The 19,461-nt window shown below is 70.7% G+C and carries 15 protein-coding genes and 1 other RNA gene; 4 read left to right on the top strand and 12 right to left on the bottom strand.

Translation table 11 applies throughout. The features are described from left to right. The 7 genes from VJ693_RS03920 to rnpB form a co-directional block, all read right to left on the bottom strand. A partial coding sequence (locus VJ693_RS03920) for a PepSY-associated TM helix domain-containing protein (protein ID WP_324152160.1) occupies positions 1 to 816 on the bottom strand: 816 nt, incomplete at its 3' end. Positions 817 to 832: 16 nt separating this feature from the next. Then, the gene (locus tag VJ693_RS03915) at positions 833 to 3,001 is read right to left on the bottom strand and encodes a TonB-dependent siderophore receptor (protein WP_324152159.1); all 2,169 of its coding nucleotides are present in this window, start codon (positions 2,999 to 3,001) and stop codon (positions 833 to 835) included. Positions 3,002 to 3,109: 108 nt separating this feature from the next. Beyond that, positions 3,110 to 4,807, bottom strand: coding sequence for a sensor domain-containing diguanylate cyclase (locus VJ693_RS03910; protein WP_324152158.1), 1,698 nt, complete (start codon positions 4,805 to 4,807; stop codon positions 3,110 to 3,112). 168 nt (positions 4,808 to 4,975) lie between these two features. Continuing rightward, complete coding sequence (locus tag VJ693_RS03905; RefSeq protein ID WP_324152157.1) at positions 4,976 to 6,601, bottom strand: methyl-accepting chemotaxis protein; 1,626 nt, start codon at positions 6,599 to 6,601, stop codon at positions 4,976 to 4,978. 162 nt (positions 6,602 to 6,763) lie between these two features. After that, positions 6,764 to 7,831: a carbonic anhydrase family protein gene (locus tag VJ693_RS03900; protein ID WP_324152156.1), complete on the bottom strand. Its 1,068-nt coding sequence runs from the start codon at positions 7,829 to 7,831 to the stop codon at positions 6,764 to 6,766. 75 nt (positions 7,832 to 7,906) lie between these two features. Then, entirely contained in the window at positions 7,907 to 9,118 is a 1,212-nt protein-coding gene (locus VJ693_RS03895) for a multidrug effflux MFS transporter (protein ID WP_324152155.1), read from the bottom strand. Between the two features lie 31 nt (positions 9,119 to 9,149). Then, positions 9,150 to 9,481: RNase P RNA component class A (rnpB, locus tag VJ693_RS03890), an RNA gene on the bottom strand. 119 nt (positions 9,482 to 9,600) lie between these two features. On the opposite strand from rnpB, the gene cysK reads away from it, so the two are divergent. Next, positions 9,601 to 10,518, top strand: a complete 918-nt coding sequence (gene cysK, locus VJ693_RS03885) for a cysteine synthase A (RefSeq protein WP_324152154.1) — start codon at positions 9,601 to 9,603, stop codon at positions 10,516 to 10,518. A gap of 13 nt (positions 10,519 to 10,531) precedes the next feature. Here the strand turns inward: cysK and VJ693_RS03880 are convergent, their stop codons facing one another. The 3 genes from VJ693_RS03880 to pyrC all read right to left on the bottom strand — a co-directional run bounded on the left by VJ693_RS03880 (position 10,532) and on the right by pyrC (position 12,657). Continuing rightward, on the bottom strand, positions 10,532 to 10,708 hold the full coding sequence (locus VJ693_RS03880; RefSeq protein ID WP_324152153.1) for a hypothetical protein: 177 nt from the start codon (positions 10,706 to 10,708) through the stop codon (positions 10,532 to 10,534). An 85-nt stretch (positions 10,709 to 10,793) separates the two neighbouring features. Beyond that, entirely contained in the window at positions 10,794 to 11,579 is a 786-nt protein-coding gene (locus VJ693_RS03875) for an NYN domain-containing protein (RefSeq protein WP_324152152.1), read from the bottom strand. 22 nt (positions 11,580 to 11,601) lie between these two features. Continuing rightward, positions 11,602 to 12,657 (bottom strand): dihydroorotase, encoded by a 1,056-nt coding sequence (gene pyrC, locus VJ693_RS03870; protein WP_324152151.1) that lies wholly within the window; start codon positions 12,655 to 12,657, stop codon positions 11,602 to 11,604. 84 nt (positions 12,658 to 12,741) lie between these two features. Between pyrC and VJ693_RS03865 the strand changes: the two genes are divergently transcribed. The 3 genes from VJ693_RS03865 (at position 12,742) to VJ693_RS03855 (ending at position 18,035) form a co-directional block, all read left to right on the top strand. Further along, positions 12,742 to 13,140, top strand: a complete 399-nt coding sequence (locus VJ693_RS03865) for a nuclear transport factor 2 family protein (RefSeq protein ID WP_324152150.1) — start codon at positions 12,742 to 12,744, stop codon at positions 13,138 to 13,140. 60 nt (positions 13,141 to 13,200) lie between these two features. Then, positions 13,201 to 15,288: a putative bifunctional diguanylate cyclase/phosphodiesterase gene (locus VJ693_RS03860; protein WP_324152149.1), complete on the top strand. Its 2,088-nt coding sequence runs from the start codon at positions 13,201 to 13,203 to the stop codon at positions 15,286 to 15,288. Positions 15,289 to 15,440: 152 nt separating this feature from the next. Then, entirely contained in the window at positions 15,441 to 18,035 is a 2,595-nt protein-coding gene (locus VJ693_RS03855; protein ID WP_324152148.1) for a hybrid sensor histidine kinase/response regulator, read from the top strand. On the opposite strand, the gene VJ693_RS03850 is transcribed toward VJ693_RS03855, so the two are convergent. Together VJ693_RS03850 and VJ693_RS03845 are read right to left on the bottom strand one after the other, a co-directional pair. Next, positions 18,026 to 18,760, bottom strand: coding sequence for an amino acid ABC transporter ATP-binding protein (locus VJ693_RS03850; protein ID WP_324152147.1), 735 nt, complete (start codon positions 18,758 to 18,760; stop codon positions 18,026 to 18,028). The two genes, VJ693_RS03855 and VJ693_RS03850, sit on opposite strands and share 10 nt — an antisense overlap. 99 nt (positions 18,761 to 18,859) lie before the next feature. Beyond that, positions 18,860 to 19,461: amino acid ABC transporter permease (locus VJ693_RS03845; protein WP_324152146.1), on the bottom strand; the 602-nt coding region annotated here is incomplete at its 5' end.

Raw genomic sequence — 19,461 nt, 5'->3', positions numbered from 1 at the left:
GGCCTGGGCCGAGCGCAGCACCTCGGCGCGGCTGACCCCCGGCTCGATCGGCTGCGCCACCGGCGTGCGGCTGGCGAAGGGCGACGGGCTCAGCGTGGAGAACCACGACACCACCGGCCGCATGACCTCGCGGTTGAGGTTCATCGACACCGAGGTGACGGCCACCATCACCACCAGCACGAAGAGCCACACGCCGCCCGAGCGGTGCAGGTCGAACACCAGCCTGTGGCCGCCGGCCGACCAGCGCAAGGCGAACGAGCGCTTCCATTGCGCGCGGCTGGGGAACGATATCCACAGCGCAATCAGCGTGTCGAGCACCCAGGCGATCGCGATCAGGCCCATCAGCCAGACACCCCATTCGATGCCGCCGCTTTCGGGCAGGTGCATCGAGTAGTGCAGCTTGTAGAGAAAGGGCAGCAGGTTCTCGCGCGACAGCGACACCGCGCCCCATTGCCGCCGGCCCTGGATGTCGCCGGTGGCCGGGTCCAGCGCGACCTGGTTGTAGCCCGGCTCGAAGGGCCGGCCGGTGGCGGGGTCCGTGCGCGGCTGCACGAAGGCGACGAAGGTGTGGCCGGGCTCGACCGCCAGCGGGTGGTAGGTGACCTGCACGCGAGGGTCCGCCGCCTCGATGCGCGCGACGAGCTCTGCCACCGGCCGCGCGGGGCCGGTGCTGCGCGCTTTGTACAGCGCGGGGTTCAGCGCGGCGTCGAGCTCGTGGTCCCACGAGATCACCGCGCCGGTGGCCCCGGCGATGAACAGGAACAGCGCGGCGGTGAGGCCGAACCAGCGGTGCAGGCGGACGAGTGCGGCGCGCATGACGGCAGGAGCGACGTCAGTACGTCCAGTGCAGGCCCAGCGTCACGCTGCGCGGCGCACCGTAGAAGCTCTGGCTCCAGTACAGGCTGGTGAAGTGCTTCTGGTCGGTCGCGTTGTCGATGTTCAGCGTCGCACTCCAGTGCTTGTCGAAGTCGTAGCGGGCCATCAGGTCGACGAGTGCGTAGGCGCCCTGGGCCGTGCGCACCGGCAGCCCGGCGACGGTCACGTCGTCGCGGTGGATGGCCGATTGCCAGGCCACGCCGGCGCCGAGCTTCAGTGCCGGCAGGGCCTGCCAGGTCGTGGTCAGGCGCAGCAGCCGGCGCGGCGTGAAGCTGCGTGCCGCCTGGCCATCGGCGGTCTCGACCTCGAGCTGGGTGTAGCCGGCATTGATCTGCCAGGTCGGCGTCAACGCGCCGGCGAGTTCGAGCTCGACGCCCTGGCTCAGCGTGTCGACGCCCTGGTAGATCGACACGCCGTGCTCGTCGTCGTAGCGGGCGTAGGTGGCCAGGTTGTCCTGCCGCGCCCTGAACAGCGCCAGCGTGCCCGTCAGGCGCTTGTCCAGCCACTCGGCTTTCAGGCCCACTTCGGCGTTCATGCCGTCGGCGGATTCGAGCCGGTTCAGGTCCGCGCCGACCTCGCTTTGCGGGAAGAAGATCGTCGTGTAGCTGCCGTAGGCGGCCAGCGTCGACGTCAGGTCGACGACGGTGCCGATGTAGGGCGTGAGCTTGTTCTCCTGCTTCGCACGGCTGGCACCGTAGCTCTCGCCGCTGCTGGCTATCCAGGTGGCGTTGGCGCCGAGCAGCACCTGCACACCATCCAGCGGCCTCAGCCGCGTGGCCGCGTACAGGCTGCGCTGCTTGTCGACGAAGCGGCTGCCGCCGCCCCCGCCGTTGAAGGCCGGCATCGGGTAGTCGCCGTCCCAGTTGGCGAGGTCGGGCAGCACGGTGCCGATGCCCTCGCCGTGGTTCGATACGTCGTGCAGGCTCGAGCGCGAGACGCTCGCGCCGAACACCAGCTCGTGCGTGCGCCCACCCAGCGTGAATGGCCCGGCCAGGCGCAGGTCGACGATGTTCTGCCGGTTGTCCAGGTCGTACAGCGAAGGCCAGGCCATCGTGCCGGCACCGGTGGCGGCATCGGGCTCGCCATAGACGTAGAACAGGCGCCCCTGCGAACTGGTCGACTTGTGCATCAGGCCGCCCTGCAGCTCCCAGCCGTTGGCGAACTGGTGCCGCAACTCGACGAAGCTCTGGCCGAGGTCGGCGTTCCAGTAGGTCCAGCGGGGCGCGGTGTTGATCGAGGTGTCGTAGTGCGTCGGCGAGCCGTCGGAAAACCACAGCGGCAGGGCGCCCCAGTTGTTGCCCCGCGGCCGGTTGGCCTGCGCGGTGTGGCCCACGGTCAGCAGCGTGTCGGCATCGAGGTCGGCCTCGACGATGCCGTGCGCCACGCCTTTTTCCAGGTGGTAGCGATCGAGGTAGGAATCCTTGTCCTCGTAGGCCAGGACGAGCCGCCCGCGCACGCTGCCGGCCTCGTTCAAGGGGCCGGCCACATCGGCATCGAGGCGGCGGCCGTTCCACGAGCCCAGGCTCAGGCCGGCCGCGGCCTGGAAGCCGGCGGTCGGCCGCTTGCGCACGAAGTTGATCGTCGCCGACGGGTTGCCGGTGTTGGCCACCAGCCCGGCCGCGCCGCGGATCACCTCGACCCGCTCGTAGACGGCCGTGTCGAGGTCGCCATCGACCAGGCCGTAGACGAAGGGGGTGCCGACGCCATCGAGCTGGAAATTGACGATGTCGAAGCCGCGTGCGGTGTAGTAGGTGCGGTCGGTTTCGACCTTCTCGACGACGATGCCGGTGGCCAGCCCGAGCAGGTCGTTGACGCTGTCGAGCCGGAAGTCGTCCATCGTCGTGCGCGTCGTCACCGAGATCGACTGCGGCGTGTCGCGCAGCGACAGGTTCAGCCCGGTGGCCGAGGCACTGGCGCGTGCAACGTCGGCGTCACCATCGCCCAGCGCCTGGCTCTTGACGACCACCCGCTGCAGGCCACCGGCCGCGGCATCGGCCGGTGCCGGCGCGGCGGCCGGCTCGTTGGCCTCGGCTGCGCCCAGGGCGGGCCACAGAAACACCAGGCAGGCGGCGCGGCGAGCGGCCGCGGACGTCTTCTTCTCGAAACGGGGTGCGCGTGGGCGCATGGCGCCAGGTTCTTCCAGCAGGTGACGGGGGTCTGCCCGGTGCTGGCGGAGGCTGGCGTGGGATCGAAGGGTGTCAGTCTATTGGGAATGATTCCTATTTGCAAGGAATCAGGGCGCCACCATGAAGTAGCCCTTGCCGGCGGCCTTGGCGCGGTACATGGCGGCGTCGGCGGCAGCGAGCAGCGCCTCGCTCGACTGGGCATGCTCGGGGAAGCCGGCGACGCCGACGCTGGCCGTCACCTCCAGGCGCAGGTGGTCGATCGAATACGGCTTGGACAGCCGCTGGATCAGCTCGCCGGCAACCCCGCCGGCCTCGGCGGGCGACAGGCCGTCGAGCAGCACCGCGAACTCGTCGCCGCCGAGGCGGGCCGCGGTGTCCGTCTCGCGCACGCTGGCGCGAAGGCGCGTCGCCACCGCCCGCAACAGCGCGTCGCCGACCGCATGGCCGTGCAGATCGTTGACCGGCTTGAAATCATCCAGGTCGACGAAGAACACGCTGAAATGTCCGCCGTGCTGCCGGCAGGCCGCCAGGCGCGAATCGAGCAGCCCGACGAAATGCGAGCGGCTCGCGAGCCCGGTCAGCGCGTCGTGCGTGGCCTCGTGGGTCAGGCGCTCGGCCTCGCTGCGAAAGACCTCGCGTGCCTGCGCCGCCGCATCGCGCTCGGCCGTGCGCGAGGCCAGCAGCACCGCGGCACGCTCGAGCGCGTCGGCGATCGCGTGGGCCTCGCGCAGCGAGCCGGTCGCCGCCCCGACCGGGCGGCCGTGTTCCGAGCCAGCCGCCGCCACCAGGGCGGCAATCGGCGCCTCGATGCGCCGCGCGATGACGCCGGCCACGCCCAGCCCGAGGCCGAACAGCGCCAGCGTGGCCGCCGCCAAGCCGATGGCCCAGCCCGTCAGGCGCGCCATCAGCGCGTCGGTCGGGATGCCGACCTCCACCGCCCAGCCCGTGGTCGCCGAGCGCGCGAACGAGGCCAGCACCGGCGTGCCGTCCAGCATCTTCAACTCGACGGCGCCCGCGTCGCCGCGCGCCATCACGGCCTGCAGCGCCGCCGGTGGCTTGCTGCCGACGAAGCGCTCGGGCTCGTGCGTGCGGGCGACGATGGTGCCGCTGCCGTCGAGCACCGCGACGATCCAGCTCGGGTCGGCCCGGAAGCGCGCCAGCACGGCGACCAGGCGGTCGGGAAAGAAACCCATCGCCAGGCCCTGGACGACCCGGCCCTCGTGGCGGACCGGCACCTCCACCGCGATCAGCGGCCGGCGCGTGACGCCACCGATGAACAGGTCGGACACGACCGGCTCGCCGTGCTGGATCACGCGCTGGAGCAGCGCCGGGTTGCCGTGCGGCGGCAGCGGCTCGCCGCGGGGCAGCAAGGTGTTGAGCAGCTGCTGGCCGCCGGCATCACTGAGCACCAGGTTGTTGCCAGGCAGGTAGGGCAGCGCGCGCCGCGCCTGCTCGTCGAACGCGGCCAGGTCGCCCGCGGCCAGGGCCGGCGAGGTGCTCAGCACCTCCAGCCCGGCGATGGCATTGGCCAGCTCGGCGTCGACCGCCCGCGACACCAGCAGCGCGCGGGTCTGCGAGCGCTCGATCAGTGCGGCCCGCCCCTCGCGGTACGCCGCGACGATCACGACCGCCGCCGCGATGGCGGCCGGCAGCACGCAGACCAGCACCAGCCACACCAGGTTCGAGCGCAGGCTGCGCCCGGCCAGCCACTCGGGCCAGCCTTTGCGGAGCGACCCGGCCCACGCCCGCCACGCTGACGCCAGTCTCTGCCCGATGCGGTACTCCAACGGCACATCCCCTCGCACCGGGTCGCTCCCATATCCGGCGATCACCCAGCGATGGCCGCTGCACCGGCGGCCTCACACCCTGTGAGGTTCAGTCTAGGCCGCGTCGGCCTGCGCGGATTGACGGCGCTCAGCCGGCGCCGCTGGCGCAACCCTGGCGCGCGCCCCCGGCCCGCACGTGGGGGCCGATCAGCGACCCTTCGCTTCGCGCCGCAGCGCCACCGCGTCGGCCGCGAGCACGCTGGCATCGTCGGCGCGGCCGAGCTGGAACACCCGCACCGCGGCCGAGACGGTCTCGGCGCGCCCTTGGAGGTTGACGGCCGAATCGGCCACCTGCTGCACCAGCGCGGCGTTCTGCTGGGTGATCGAATCGAGCTGGCTGACGGCGACGTTGACCTGCGAGATGCCGTCGAGCTGCTCCTGCGCGCCGGCGCTGATCACCTGGATCAGCGAGGACACCTGTTGCACGGAGTCGAGCGCGCGGCGGATCGTCGCGCAGGCCTCGTCGGCCTGGCGGGCGCCATCGTCGACATTGCGGCCCGAGGTCTCGATCAGCGCCCGCACCTCCTTGGCCGCCCCGGTGGTGCGCTGCGCGAGCGCACGCACCTCGCCGGCCACGACGGCGAAGCCGCGGCCCTGCTCGCCCGCGCGTGCGGCCTCGACCGCGGCGTTGAGCGACAGCAGGTTGGTCTGCATCGCGATGCCCTCGATCACGCCGATGATCTCGCCGATGCGGTGCGACGAGGCGCTGATCTGCTGCATCGTGCCCGACAGGGTCTGCACCGCACCGCTGCCGGCCTGGGTGACCGCGTCCGCGTCGGCCGCGAGGCCCGCGGCCTGCCGCGCGGAGTCGGCGCTCTGGCGTACGGTGGCGGTGATCTGCTCCATCGACGCCGCGGTCTGCTCGAGGCTCGCGGCCTGCGATTCGGTGCGCGAGGACAGGTCCCGGTTGCCGGCGGCGATCTCGTTCGTCGCCCGGCGCATGCGCTCGACCTCCTGCCGCGCGTCGCCGACGACCGACAGCAGGTTCACGTTGAGCTGGTTGAAGGCCGTGGCCACCTCGCCCAGCGTGCCGGCCCGGCTGGCATCCAGGCGCTGGCGCAGGTCGCCGGCGGCCATGCGGTTGCAGGCCGAGAGCACCATCGCCAGCGGGCGTACGGCGAGCTGCTGCTGGCACCACATCACCACGCCGGCCGCCAGCGCCGAGAGCGCCGCACCGCCGGCCAGCGCGCCAAGGCTGCCGTCGCTGCCGGCCCAGGCCCCCGCGCCGAAGGCCGCGGCGGCCAGGCCGAAGGCCAGGGCGCCCAGGCGCAGGCCCAGCGAAGGCCGGGCCAGCGCCGCAGTGCGGCCGCGCCAGCCGGTGCGCACGACCCGTCCACCCCGCAGGCAGATCGCGCCTTGCCCCGGGCCGGGGCGCAGCTGCGCGTACAGCGCTTCGGCCGCCTTGACCTGCTCGCGCGTCGGGTGCACCCGCACCGACATGTAGCCCACCGGCGCGTTGCCCTCGATGATGGGCGTCACGTTGGCCAGCACCCAGTAGTAGCGCCCGTCCTTGCGGCGGTTCTTCACCGGGGCCGACCAGGGCTTGCCGGCCTGGACGGTGTCCCACAGGTCGCGGAACGCCTCCTCGGGCACGTCGGGGTGGCGGATCAGGTTGTGCGGCTGGCCCATCAGCTCGTCGTGCGCGTAGCCGCTGACCTCGACGAAGGCCGGGTTGCAGTAGACGATGCGCCCCTTGAGGTCGGTGATCGAAACCAGCGTCTGGCTCTCGGGGTATTCGAACTCGCTGTCGACGATCGGGGTGTTCAGTCTCATCAGGAATCCTGTCTACTGCCGTGATCGGATGATCAGTTCTGACAGTTTCGGCGCGACACCTGATTCCTGAATGCGCGAATACGCATGCGGGCCCGGCCCAGATGCAGTGGTTGATTCACATCAACTGCCGACGCCCAGCCGGCACCGGGTGCCTTCAGCTCTTCAGTTCGATTCCTTGATCAGCCGCCCTGCCGCCTGCTGCACCGGGCGTGCGTTCATCGGGTACAGGTGGGCAAAGATGTCGATCTGGTCGGGCGACACCGGCACCGGCGTCTTCATCACCATCCACAAGACACCCTCGCTGCAGGGCGGCGTGGTCAGCGAACCCATGTAGGTGTAGTAGCGCCTGTCCTCGGGCAGCAGTTTGTTCAGGTCGATCGTCCCGGGCGCGGCCTGGGCCTCGTTCTTCTCCAGCGGCAACGCGTTCCACACTGCCTGCACGATCGGCTGCGCCACACCCCGGTCGAGCAGCACCGCCACCACCGCCAGCTTGCCCTCGGCATCCTGGTGCACGAGGTGGGCGACCATGTCGTACTGGCGGCCGTTGATGCGCTCTTCCGACGGGCGGTGGAAGTGGAACTGCAGCAGCTCGAAGCGGCGGCCCAGCACGCTGATCGCATTGCCCGGCGGCAGGTTGACCTGCACCGTGTGGCCGTTGTCGATCACCGAGAAGGCGCTCGTGCGGTAGTCGAACTGGATCGGCTCGAGCTGCACCGCGATGCCACCGCGGATGTCGATCGGGCTCTGGCGCTGGCCGGTCGCGCACTGGCTGTATTCGGGCTTGAGCTTGCCCCAGGCTTCCGGGCCGCCTTCACCGCTGTAGTCCCAGTGGCCGGCGTGGCTCGTGTGGGCGGGCGCCCCCGCCTCCGCATGCCTGGGCGCCGCGGCCGGGCGCGCTGCGGGGCGGGCCGCGCTGGCCGCGGCGATGGAGGGGGCGAGTGTGCCGGCGCCCGCCAACCCGGCCGCGGCGCGGTTGTCGACCCGCATCACGGCCTGGCTCGCGCCTTCGGCCGGCGTTCGCGCACCCAGGCGTTCGGCGAGCTTCTGCCGCAGCAGGTCCATCGGGTCGGTCGGGGCCTCCTTGGTGGCCGGCGCGGGATTCGCACCGTGGCCGGCGTGGCCAGTATCGGCGGCCTGCGCCGGCTGGAACCAGGCGCTGGCCAGCGCGACGGCGAGAGCCGTCCAGGCGGTCGAGCGAGGGCGCAAGCGCGGGGCAAAGGGCAAAGGCATGGCAACTCCACGCCCCGGCGGTGAGGCGGGGCATCGCCGGGATTTCGGCGCGCCGCCCCGCTTCTTGAGCGCCGTTCAGGCCAACTGCAGCCTGGGCTTGACCCAGATCCAGGCGACGACGCCGATGCCCATCATCAGCAGCGAGGCGACCGCCAGGTGCGACGCCGAGTGCATCACCAGCGGGGCGATCGCACCGGCCACCAGCGCGTTGGCCGCGCTGCCGATGCAGGCCTGTAGCGACGAGGCCATGCCGCGCCGGTCGGGCGCCTGGTCGAGCACCAGCAGCGTGACCACCGGCACCATCAGCGCCCAGCCGAACGCGAACAGCGCGATCAGCGGGATGGCCCATGCTGCGTGCGGCGACAGCACGAAGCTCAAGCCCACGTTGACCAGCGACACCGCGCCCATGATGCGAAAGCCGCGCCGGATCTGGCGCTGCGGCGGCAGCTTGCCGGCCAGCCGGCCCGACCACCACGCGCCGGCCATGATGCCGCTGATGGTCGACAGGAAGAACCAGAAGAACTGCGTCGGCCCAAGGCCCAGCAGATCACCCAGGAACACCGGCGCCGACAGCACGTAGAGGAACATGCCGTTGAACGGGACGCCCGAGGCGAAGGCCAGCGCGATGAACTTCGGGCTCGAGCCCATCTGCCAGTAGCCACGCAGCAGGCTCCTGACGCCGAAGGCCTGCACCTGGCTCGGGTGCAGCGTCTCGGGCAGCATGCGCCACATCGTCAGCCACAGCAGCGCGCCGACGCCGACCAGGAACCAGAAGATCGTGTGCCAGCCGGCATGCACGAAGAGAAAGCCGCCGACGATCGGCGCGATCGCGGGCGCAACGCCGAAGTAGATCGTCACCTGTGACATCACTCGCTGCGCGTCGGCCGGTGCGAACAGGTCGCGGATCACCGCGCGCGAGACCACCATGCCGGCGCCGGCCGACATGCCCTGCACCGCGCGGAAGAACACCAGCGCACCGATCGACTGGCTGAGCGCGCAGCCCACCGACGCCAGCGTGAACAGCGCGACGCCGGCCAGCACGATCGGCCGGCGGCCGAAGCTGTCGGCCAGCGCGCCGTGGAACAGGTTCATCACCGCGAAGCCGAGCAGGTAGGCCGACAGCGTCTGCTGCATCTGCACCGGCGTGGCGCCGAGCGACGCCGCGATGCCGGTGAAGGCCGGCAGGTAGGTGTCGATCGAGAACGGGCCCAGCATGCCCAGGCAGGCGAGCAAGGCGGCCAGCATCCAGCGCGGGCCGCGCCAGATGCGCGAGGCTTCAGGGTTCATCCGCTGCTTGTTCTTCTCGTTCGCCGAATATGTGTGAAGCAGGCCGATAGGCCGGATTCTGTGCGGCACCCGCCTCTTGCGAAGCGAGCGCCGTGACCGCCATTCCTCTGGGCCAGGCGGTTGCCCGCCCGGCTCGGTGCCACCTACCCGCCGGCTCAGCGAGCCGCGTCAAAGCCGGCCTATTTGGTGTTGCTGCGCGTAGAGATTGCCGCGTTTCACTCCGGACTGAACCGGCTCGTCTCTGTGGCTCTGATCCGCACCTCGCGGTGGACGGGCGTTACCCGCTACGCTGCTCTATGCAGTCCGGACCTTCCTCCAGTGCTGCCTTTCGGCAATTGCACCAGCGGCGGTCTGGCCTGCTTCACGCGAAACATTGTCCCATGACAAGGCTTCCCCCCGTTCAAGGTGGGCCGGCGCCTGAGCGGACGCGTGGTGGGCTGGGGCATGATCGCGCAGTCCCCACCATTCGCCAGGAGAAGCGCTTGAAGGCCACGAACGTCCTCGCCACCATCGGCAACACGCCGCACATCCGCATCAACCGCCTGTTCGGCCCGGGCCGCGAGGTCTGGGTCAAATCCGAGCGCAGCAACCCCGGCGGCTCGATCAAGGACCGCATCGCGCTGTCGATGGTGGAAGACGCCGAGGCGCGCGGCGTGCTGAAACCCGGCGGCACGATCATCGAGCCGACCTCGGGCAACACCGGCATCGGCCTGGCCATGGTCGCCGCCGTCAAGGGCTACCAGCTGATCCTCGTGATGCCCGACAGCATGAGCGTCGAGCGCCGCCGCCTGATGCTGGCCTACGGCGCGCGCTTCGACCTGACGCCGCGCGAGAAGGGCATGAAGGGCGCAATCGCCCGCGCCGAGGAGCTGCTCGCGCAGACGCCCGGCGGCTGGATCCCGCAGCAGTTCGAGAACCCGGCCAACATCGAGGTGCACGTGCGCACCACGGCCGAAGAGATCGCGGCCGACTTCCCCGATGGGCTCGATGCGCTGATCACCGGCGTCGGCACCGGCGGCCACATCACCGGCTGCGCCCGCGTGCTGAAGGCGCGCTGGCCGAAGCTGCAGGTGTTCGCCGTCGAGCCGACCCAGTCGCCGGTGATCAGCGGCGGCACGCCGAGCCCGCACCCGATCCAGGGCATCGGCGCCGGCTTCATCCCGAAGAACCTGGATACGGCGCTGCTCGACGGCGTGATCCAGGTCGAGGCCGAGGCCGCGCGCGAGATGGCGCGCCGCTGCGCGCACGAGGAAGGGCTGCTGGTGGGCATCTCCAGCGGCGCCACGCTGGCCGCGATCGCGCAGAAGCTGCCCGCGCTGCCCGCAGGCGCACGCGTGCTCGGCTTCAACTACGACACCGGCGAGCGCTACCTCTCGGTCGAGGGCTTCCTGCCGGCGTGAAGCGGGCGCGAGCTCAAGCCTGCGCCGTCGACGGGGCCTGCACCACGGTCGCAGGCACCTCGAGTTGCCCGTAATAGCGGTACTTGTAGCGGTAGTAGCCGCGAGCCGGCACCACGACACAGGCGGACATCAGGGTGCTCACCGCGACGATGGCCGCGATGGCAAGCAGGGGGCGTCGGTACTTGTTCATGCCTGACCAACGCCCGGCCCCGCCGGGCCGACGACCGCCGCGGCCCAGCTTTACACAGCCTTTCAAGAAGCGCCGGGGCGCACGCTCACGCCGCCTTGGCAGGCTTGGCCTGGCGCTTGTCGCGCACGTAGAGGTTCTGGCCACGCCGGTCGAGCTCGAACAGGCCGATCGCCTCGACCAGATCGCTGAACTTCTTGAAACCGTGGTTACGTGGATCGAACGAGGCCTGGTTGGCGATCTGCGCGCGCACCGCGCTCAGGTTCGACCAGCCGTCGTCGCCGGCCGCGCCGTCGACCGCATTGCGCAGCAGGGTGACCAGGCGCGCGTCGCGCCGCAGCTCGGTGCCGGCAGGCTTCTTCGGTGCGGCGCGCGGCTTGCGGGGCGCGCGGCCGTTGGCCGCGGCCGCCTCTTCGGCCTCCGACTCCTCGTCCGGCTCGCCGAGCGATTCGAGGTAGAGAAAGCGCGAGCACGCGGCGACGAAGGGCTCGGGCGTCTTCTTCGCACCGAAGCCGTAGACCGTGGCCCCCTTGGCGCGCAGGTGCATCACCAGCGGCGTGAAATCGGCGTCCGACGAGACGATGCCGAAGGCGTCGGGCCGGTCGGTGTAGAGCAGGTCCATCGCGTCGATCGCGATCAGCATGTCGGTCGCGTTCTTGCCCTTGCTGACGTCGAACTGCTGGATCGGGCGGATTGCGCACTCGTGCAGCACCTTCTCCCAGCCCTTGAGCTCGTTCTTCTTCCAGTTGCCGTAGGCGCGACGGATGTTGGCCACGCCGAGCTTGGCCAGCTCGGCCAGGATCAGGTCGATCTTGGCCGCCGGCGAGTTGTCGGCGTCGATCAGCAGCGCGATGCGTGCGGTCTGGGTGCTCATTGAGGTTCCGTTCGTTCGAGGCTCAGGCCTGCAGGCGCCAGGCCAGGGTTTCGCCGGCGCGCAGCGGCTTGATCAGCGCGTCGCCGAAGGGCAGCGTTTCGGGCAGCGTCCAGGGCTCGCGCTTCAGCGTCACCGTGCCGGTGTTGCGCGGCAGGCCGTAGAAGGCCGGGCCGTGGTGGCCGGCGAAGGCATCGAGCTTGTCGAGCGCGCCGATGGCCTCGAAGGCCTCGGCATACAGCTCCAGCGCCGACGGCGCGGTGAAGCAGCCGGCGCCGCAGACCGAGGCCTCCTTCATCGCCGAGGCGTGCGGCGCCGAATCGGTGCCGAGGAAGAAGCGGTCGGAGCCGGAGGCGGCCGCCGCCAGCAGCGCCTGGCGATGGACCTCGCGCTTGAGCACCGGCAGGCAGTAGTAGTGCGGGCGCAGGCCGCCCTGGAAGATCGCGTTGCGGTTGTAGAGCAGGTGGTGGGCGGTGATGGTCGCCGCGGTGTGGGCGCCGGCCCCGGCCACGTACTGCGCCGCGTCCTGCGTCGTGATGTGCTCGAACACCACCTTCAACTCGGGGAAGTCGCGCCGCAGCGGCTGCATCACCCGATCGATGAAGACGGCCTCGCGGTCGAACACGTCGACCGCCGGATCGGTGACCTCGCCGTGCACCAGCAGCAGCAGGCCCTCGCGCTGCATGGCCTCGAGCGTCGCATAGGTCTTGCGGATGTCGGTCACGCCGGCATCGCTGTTGGTCGTCGCGCCGGCGGGGTAGAGCTTGAGCGCGACGATGCCGTCGGCCTTCGCGCGGCGGATCTCGTCGGGCGGCGTCAGGTCGGTCAGGTACAGCGTCATCAGCGGCTCGAAATCCGCGCCGGGCTGGCCGGCGGCGGGGCGGGCCGCCAGGATGCGCTCACGGTAGGCCAGCGCCTGCGCCGTCGTCGTGATCGGCGGGCGCAGATTGGGCATGATGATCGCGCGGCCGAACTGGCGCGCGGTGTGCGGCAGCACGGCGGCCAGAGCTGCGCCATCGCGCACGTGCAGGTGCCAGTCGTCGGGGCGGGTGAGGGTCAGGGTGGGGGGTACTGCGGGCATTCGCGAATTGTCGCAGCGTGGTCTTGCATCCGCCGGGCCGCCGGTGGCGTAGATCCGGCCACACGCTTCATGAAGGAGACCGCCATGCCCGCCACCACACCCTTGGCCTTGGTCCAGGATGCCTACGCCGCATTCGGCCGGGGCGACATTCCAGGCCTGCTGGCCCTGCTGGCGCCCGACGTGCGCTGGGAGTTCACCGGCGACAGCAAGGCGCCCTACACCGGCCGTTTTCGCGGCCACGGCCAAGTCGGCGAGTGGTTCCAGAGCGTCGCCCAGGCTGATGGCATCCAGGCCTTTGAGCCACGCGAGTTCCTCGCCGGGCCCGACCACGTCACCGTGCTGGGCTGGGAGCGCACCCAGGCGCTGCCCGGCGGCGGCGTCTTCGAGTGTGAATGGGTGCACATCTGGCAGGCTTCCGGCGGCCGGCTGACGCGTTTCTGGGGCATGCTGGACACCGAGGCCGCCGCCCGCGCCCGCCGCTGAAGCAGCGGGTTCCCACGCGGTATCGGAAGCCTTAAGATTTTCCGGCCCCGCCGCCGCCTGATGCCCGACCGCTTCGACCCCGCCCCGGAAGACTTCAGCGCCGATCAATTCCGGCTGCTGGCCGACAACGTGCCGGCGCTGATCGCCTGCTATGACGCGGCCACGCGGCGCTGCCTGTTCGCCAACAAGCAGTACGCCCGCACCTTCGGCTGCGACGAGCGCTCGATCGTCGGCCGCACCTTTGCCGAAGTGATCGGCGAAACGGCCGCGCGCGAGATCGCGCCGCAGGTCGACCACGTGCTCGAGCAGCGCGAGGCGGTGATGTACGAGCGCCAGTTGCGCGACGGCAACGGCCAGCCGCGCTGGATCGAGGTCAACCTGCTGCCCCACCTGGGGGCCGACGGCACGGCGCAGTCGTGCTTCGTGCTGATCAACGACATCACCAAGCACCGGCTGGCCGAAGCCTCGGTGCGCGAATCGGAGGAACGGCTGGCCAAGTTCATGCAGGCCAGCGTCGAGGGCATCGTGTTCCACAAGGACGGGCTGGTGACCGACGCCAACCCGCCGATGCTCGCGCTGATTGGCTACACGCTGCCCGAGATCCTCGGCCGCCACGTGCTGAGCTTCATCGCCCCTGAGCATGTGGCGCGCGTGCTGGCGGTAATGAGCGCGGGCCAGGAGACGACGTACGAACTGGCCATCCTGCACAAGGACGGCACGCCGATCCCGGTCGAGTTCATCGTGCGCACGATGCTGCGCAATGGCGAGCGCATCCGCATGACGATCGTGCGCGACATGCGCGACCGCTATGCCGCCCAGGCGCGCATCCATCACCTCGCGCACCACGACGTGCTGACCGGCCTGCCCAACCGCGCGTCGTTCATGGAGCGGCTGGACCAGCTGATGACCGGCGCCCGCGAGAGCGACGGCCGGCTCGCGCTGCTGTTCGTCGACCTCGATCACTTCAAGCGCGTCAACGATTCGCTCGGCCACCTGGTCGGCGACTCGCTGCTGCGCACCGTCGCCGGCCGCATCACCGAATGCCTGCGCGCGAGCGACCTCGTGGCGCGCTTCGGCGGCGACGAGTTCATGGTGCTGCTGCCCGCGGCGCACCAGCGGGTCGACGCGGAAGAGGTCGCGCACAAGCTGTTGCGCGCGATCGAGCAGCCGATGGAGGTCGAGGGCCAGTCGATCTCGGTCACGCCGTCGATCGGCATCGCCTTCTTCCCCGACCACGGCGACACGCCCGCCACGCTGATCAAGCACGCCGACACGGCGATGTACGTCGCCAAGTCGCGCGGCCGGGCCAATTGCCAGTTCTTCGAGGCCTCGATGGCGAGCCTGGCCTACGAGGCGCTGCTGCTCGAGATCCAGCTTGCGCAGGCGCTGGAGCGCAGCGAGTTCGAACTCGTCTACCAGCCGCTGGTGCGCGCACGCGACGGCCAGTGCGTCGGCGCCGAGGCGCTGATCCGCTGGCACCACCCCGAGCGCGGCCTGCTCGGGCCGGACGAGTTCGTGCCGATGGCCGAGCAGCGCCGGCTGATGCGGCACATCGGCCGCTGGGCGGTCCGCCAGGCGGTGCAGGCGGCCAAGGCCTGGCACGCCGAGCACGGCAGCCGGGCGCCGCTGCCGGTGGCGGTGAACCTGTCCAGCCTGGAGTTCCACGCCTCGGATTTCGCCGACGGCGTGGCCGCCGTGCTGCGCGAGGAAGGCGTGCCCGGCGCGTGGCTCGAGCTCGAGCTGACCGAGCGGGTGCTGATGGACGACATCGAGGCCGTCAAGCAGGCGCTGCGCCGGCTCAAGCGCCTGGGCGTGAGGGTCGCGATCGACGATTTCGGCACCGGGCATTCGTCGCTGTCGCACCTGCGCGAGCTGGCGGTCGACAAGATCAAGATCGATCGGTCGTTCGTCGCCGGCCTGCCGGCCGACACCGGCGCCCAGGCCATTGCCCGCGCCGTCGTGCAACTGGCCCATGGGCTGAACCTGTCCGTGACCGCCGAGGGCGTCGAGACCGAAGCGCAGCGCGAGGCGCTCATCGCGATGGGCTGCGACGAACTGCAAGGTTTCCTGATCAGCCGTCCGCTGCCGGCCAGGGCGCTGGGCCAGTGGCTGCACGCGCACGCCGCCAGCCTGGCCGCCTGGCCCTGACACTCAACGCCTGACGCTCAACGCCTGACGCTCGAGGCCTGACGGTCCGGGCCCGACTGCGGCGCGCCGGCTGGCAGGTCGGGCGCGTTGTCCTGCATCAAGCCCCTACTGCGGGCTCCCGGGCAGGATGCGCGACACCCCGCCCTTTGCCCATGACCATCGCCGCCAGCGCAGCCCCTTCCGCCGTCGATCACGTGATCGGCGGACACGGGCGTGGCCGCACGGCGGCGCTCGCCTGCGGCGCCGCCGCAGCCGGCATCGGCGTGGCCGTCATCGTGGGCTGGCTGGCCGACATCGCCGCGCTGCGCAGCCTGGCCCCCGGCTTCCCGGACATGAAGCTCGTCACGGCCCTGGGCCTCGTGGCGGCTGGAGCATCGCTGATGCTGCTGGCGACACGGGCCCATGGCGCGCTGGCGCAGGCGTTCGCGGCGCTGGCGCTGGCCGCGGGCGCGCTCACTCTGGCGCAGTACCTGTTCGGTCTCGATCTCGGCATCGACCGCTGGCTGGCCGACCCGACCGGTAGCCCCCACCCGGGGCGCATGCCGCTGTTCGCCGCCATCGAGCTCGTGCTGCTCGGCGCGGCGCTGCTGGCGCTCGACGCACGTTCGCCGGCCGCGCGGAAGTCCGCGCCGTGGCTCGCCCAGGCCGCGGCCGTGGTCTCGGTGGTGATGCTGATGGGCTATGCCTACGCGGTGTCGTCGCTGTACCACCCGAGCAGCAACAGCAGCCCGGTGGCGCTGCACGCCGCCCTCGCTTTCCTGCTGCTGGCCGCCGGCACCCTGCTCGCGCGCCCCGAGCGCGGGCCGGTGGCGCAGGTGATGGCCGATGACGCCGGCGGGCGCCTGCTGCGCCGCCTGCTGCCGGCCGCGTTGCTGATGCCGCCGCTGCTCGGCTGGCTGTACCTGCAGGGCCGGGCGGCAGGCTTGTACGGCCCGGAACTCGGCATCGCGGTCTACGCCGCCGTCACCGTCGGCGTGCTGGCGCTGCTGGTGTGGGGCGCTGCGGGCGAGGCACGACGCCACGACGCGCGGCAGCGTGCCGCCGAGGCCAGGACGGCGGTGCAGCTCGCACGGCTGGGCCTGCTGGCGCATATCACGCGTGCCATCGGCGCACGGCACGACCTGCACAGCATCTTCCAGGTGGTGGTGCGCAGCCTGGAAGACCACCTGCCGATCGACTTCGGTTGTGTGCTGCTGCACGACGCAGCCGCCGGCACCCTGACGGTGGACGCGGCCGGCGCGCGGGGCGCCCGGCTCGCCGACCAGCTGGGCCTGCAGGAGCAGGCCCAGCTGGCGGCCGAAGGTGACGGCCTGGGCCGCTGCTTGCAGGGCGAGCTGGTGCACGAGGCGAACCTGCAGGCGGTGCCACTGCCCCTGGCCCAGCGCCTGGCCGGCGCCGGCCTGCAGGCTCTGGTGCTGTCGCCGCTGGCGGTCGAGGGCAAGTCGATCGGTCTGCTGGCGGTGGCGCGCCGTTCACCGGGGAGCTTCTCCAGCGGCGACTGCGAGTTCCTGCTGCAGCTGGGCGGGCACGTGGCGCTGGCCGCGCACCAGGCCCGGTTGCGCGACGCGCTGCAGCGTGCCTACGACGAGTTGCACCGCTCGCAGCAGACGGCGGTGCAACAGGAGCGGCTGCGCGCGCTCGGCCAGATGGCCAGCGGCATCGCACACGACATCAACAACGCGATCTCACCCATGACGCTGCTCACCGAGCACCTGCTGGCGCACGAGCGCGGGCTGAGCGAGAGCGGGCGCGAGTCGCTGGGCCACATCGCGCGCTCGGTCGACGACGTGGCCGCCACCGTGGCACGCATGCGCGACTTCTATCGCCAGCGCGACGCCAGAATGCCGATGGCGCCGATGGACCTGAATCGCGTGGTGCAGCAGGTGGTCGACCTGACGCGCGCCCGCTGGAACGACATGCCGCAGCAGCGCGGCATCGTGATCGGGCTGCACACCGAGCTGGCGCCCGCCCCGCCGCGCGCCCGAGGCGTCGAGAGCGAGTTGCGCGACGCGCTGGTCAACCTGGTGTTCAACGCGGTCGACGCAATGCCCGACGGCGGCCGGATCACGCTGCGCACCGCCGCCACGCCGGCCGGGGGCGCCTGCGTGACGGTGTCGGACACCGGTTGCGGCATGGACGACGACACGCGGCGCCGCTGCCTCGAACCCTTCTTCACCACCAAGGGCGACCGCGGCACCGGGCTCGGGCTGGCGATGGTGTACGGCATGGCCGAGCGCCACGGCGCGACCCTCGACATCGCCAGCGAGCCCGGCCGCGGCACCTCCTTCGTGCTCGGTTTCCCGCCGTCGCCCGACACCAGCGCGAGCGACGCCCCGCAGGCGGCGGCATCGACCAACCAGCCTGCACCGATGCGCATCCTGCTGGTCGACGACGATCCGATGGTGCTGTCCACGCTGAAAATCATGCTCGAGATCGACGGTCACCACGTCATCGAGGCGAACTCGGGCCAGGAAGGCATCGACGCGTTCGAGCGCGAGCTGGCGGGCGGGCCCGGCGTGTCGGTGGTCATGACCGACCTGGGCATGCCGTATGTCGACGGCCACCAGCTGGCCCGCCGCGTGAAGGCGCTGTCGCCGTCCACGCCGGTGCTGTTGCTCACCGGCTGGGGCGCTCAGGGCCTGCGCGGCGAAGCCAACGGCGGGGAGCACATCGACATCGTGCTGAGCAAGCCACCCAAGCTGGGCGACATCCGGCACGCGCTCCTGCGCGCCGGCGGTCAGTGCTGAAGGATCTTCGAGAGGAAATCCTTGGCGCGCGGCGAGCGCGCATCGGGGTTGCCGAAGAACTCGTCCTTCTTGCAGTCCTCGATGATCCGGCCGGCGTCCATGAAGATCACGCGGTGGCTGACCTTGCGCGCGAAGCCCATCTCGTGCGTGACGCACATCATCGTCATGCCCTCCTGCGCGAGCTGGACCATCACGTCCAGCACCTCGCCGACCATCTCGGGGTCGAGCGCCGAGGTGGGCTCGTCGAACAGCATCACGATCGGGTCCATCGACAGCGCGCGGGCGATCGCCACGCGCTGCTGCTGCCCGCCCGAGAGCTGGCCCGGGAACTTGTCCTTGTGAGCCATCAGGCCGACGCGGTCGAGCATCTTCAGGCCCCGCGCCTTCGCGTCGTCGGCGCTGCGGCCCAGCACCTTGATCTGCGCCAGCGTCAGGTTCTCGGTCACCGACAGGTGCGGGAACAGCTCGAAGTGCTGGAACACCATGCCCACGCGGCTGCGCAGCTTGGGCAGGTTGGTCTTGGGGTCGGCGATCGAGATGCCGTCGACGATGATGTCACCCTTCTGGAAGGGCTCGAGCGCGTTGACGGTCTTGATCAGCGTGGACTTGCCCGAGCCCGAGGGGCCGCAGACCACGACCACCTCGCCTTTCTGGATGTTGGTCGTGCAGTCGGTCAGGACCTGGAAGCTGCCGTACCACTTGCTGACATTCTTGATATCAATCACAACGTTCTCCTATTGAGACCCCGGCCGAGCGACGGGCCGCCCCTAGCCGGCCGGCACCCCTCGGGGGTCGCCGCGGTACTCCGCGGCGGGGGCTGGCATTCAGCGGATGATGGCGATCTTCTGCTGCAGCCGGCGCACGAACATCGACAGGCTGAAGCAGATGACGAAATAGACGACGGCCGCGGTCAGGTAGGTCTCGACCGGGCGGTTGAAGTTCTTGCCGGCGACCTCGAAGCCCTTGAGCAGATCGTAGGCCCCGATCGCGTAGACCAGCGAGGTGTCCTGGAACAGGATGATGGTCTGCGTCAGCAGCACCGGCAGCATGTTGCGGAAGGCCTGGGGCAGCACCACCAGCCGCATGTTCTGGCCATAGGTCATGCCCAGGGCCTGGCCCGCGAACACCTGGCCGCGCGGGATGGACTGGATGCCGGCGCGCATGATCTCGCTGAAGTACGCGGCCTCGAACGCCACGAAGGTGATGATGGCCGAGACTTCCGCGCCGATGGGCCGGCCGATGAGCATCGGCACCAGCAGGAAGAACCACAGGATCACCATCACCAGCGGGATCGAGCGCATGCCGTTGACGTAGATGGTGGCCGGCATGTCCAGCCATTTCTTGCCCGACAGGCGCATGAGCGCCAGCACCGTGCCGAAGATCACGCCGCCGATCGTGGCCACCAGCGTGAGCAGCAGGCTGAAAT

Origin of the sequence: Ideonella sp., assembly GCF_035254525.1 — a bacterium.
Lineage (GTDB): Bacteria > Pseudomonadota > Gammaproteobacteria > Burkholderiales > Burkholderiaceae_C > Ideonella.
This window is presented reverse-complemented; position numbering and strand designations above follow the sequence as displayed.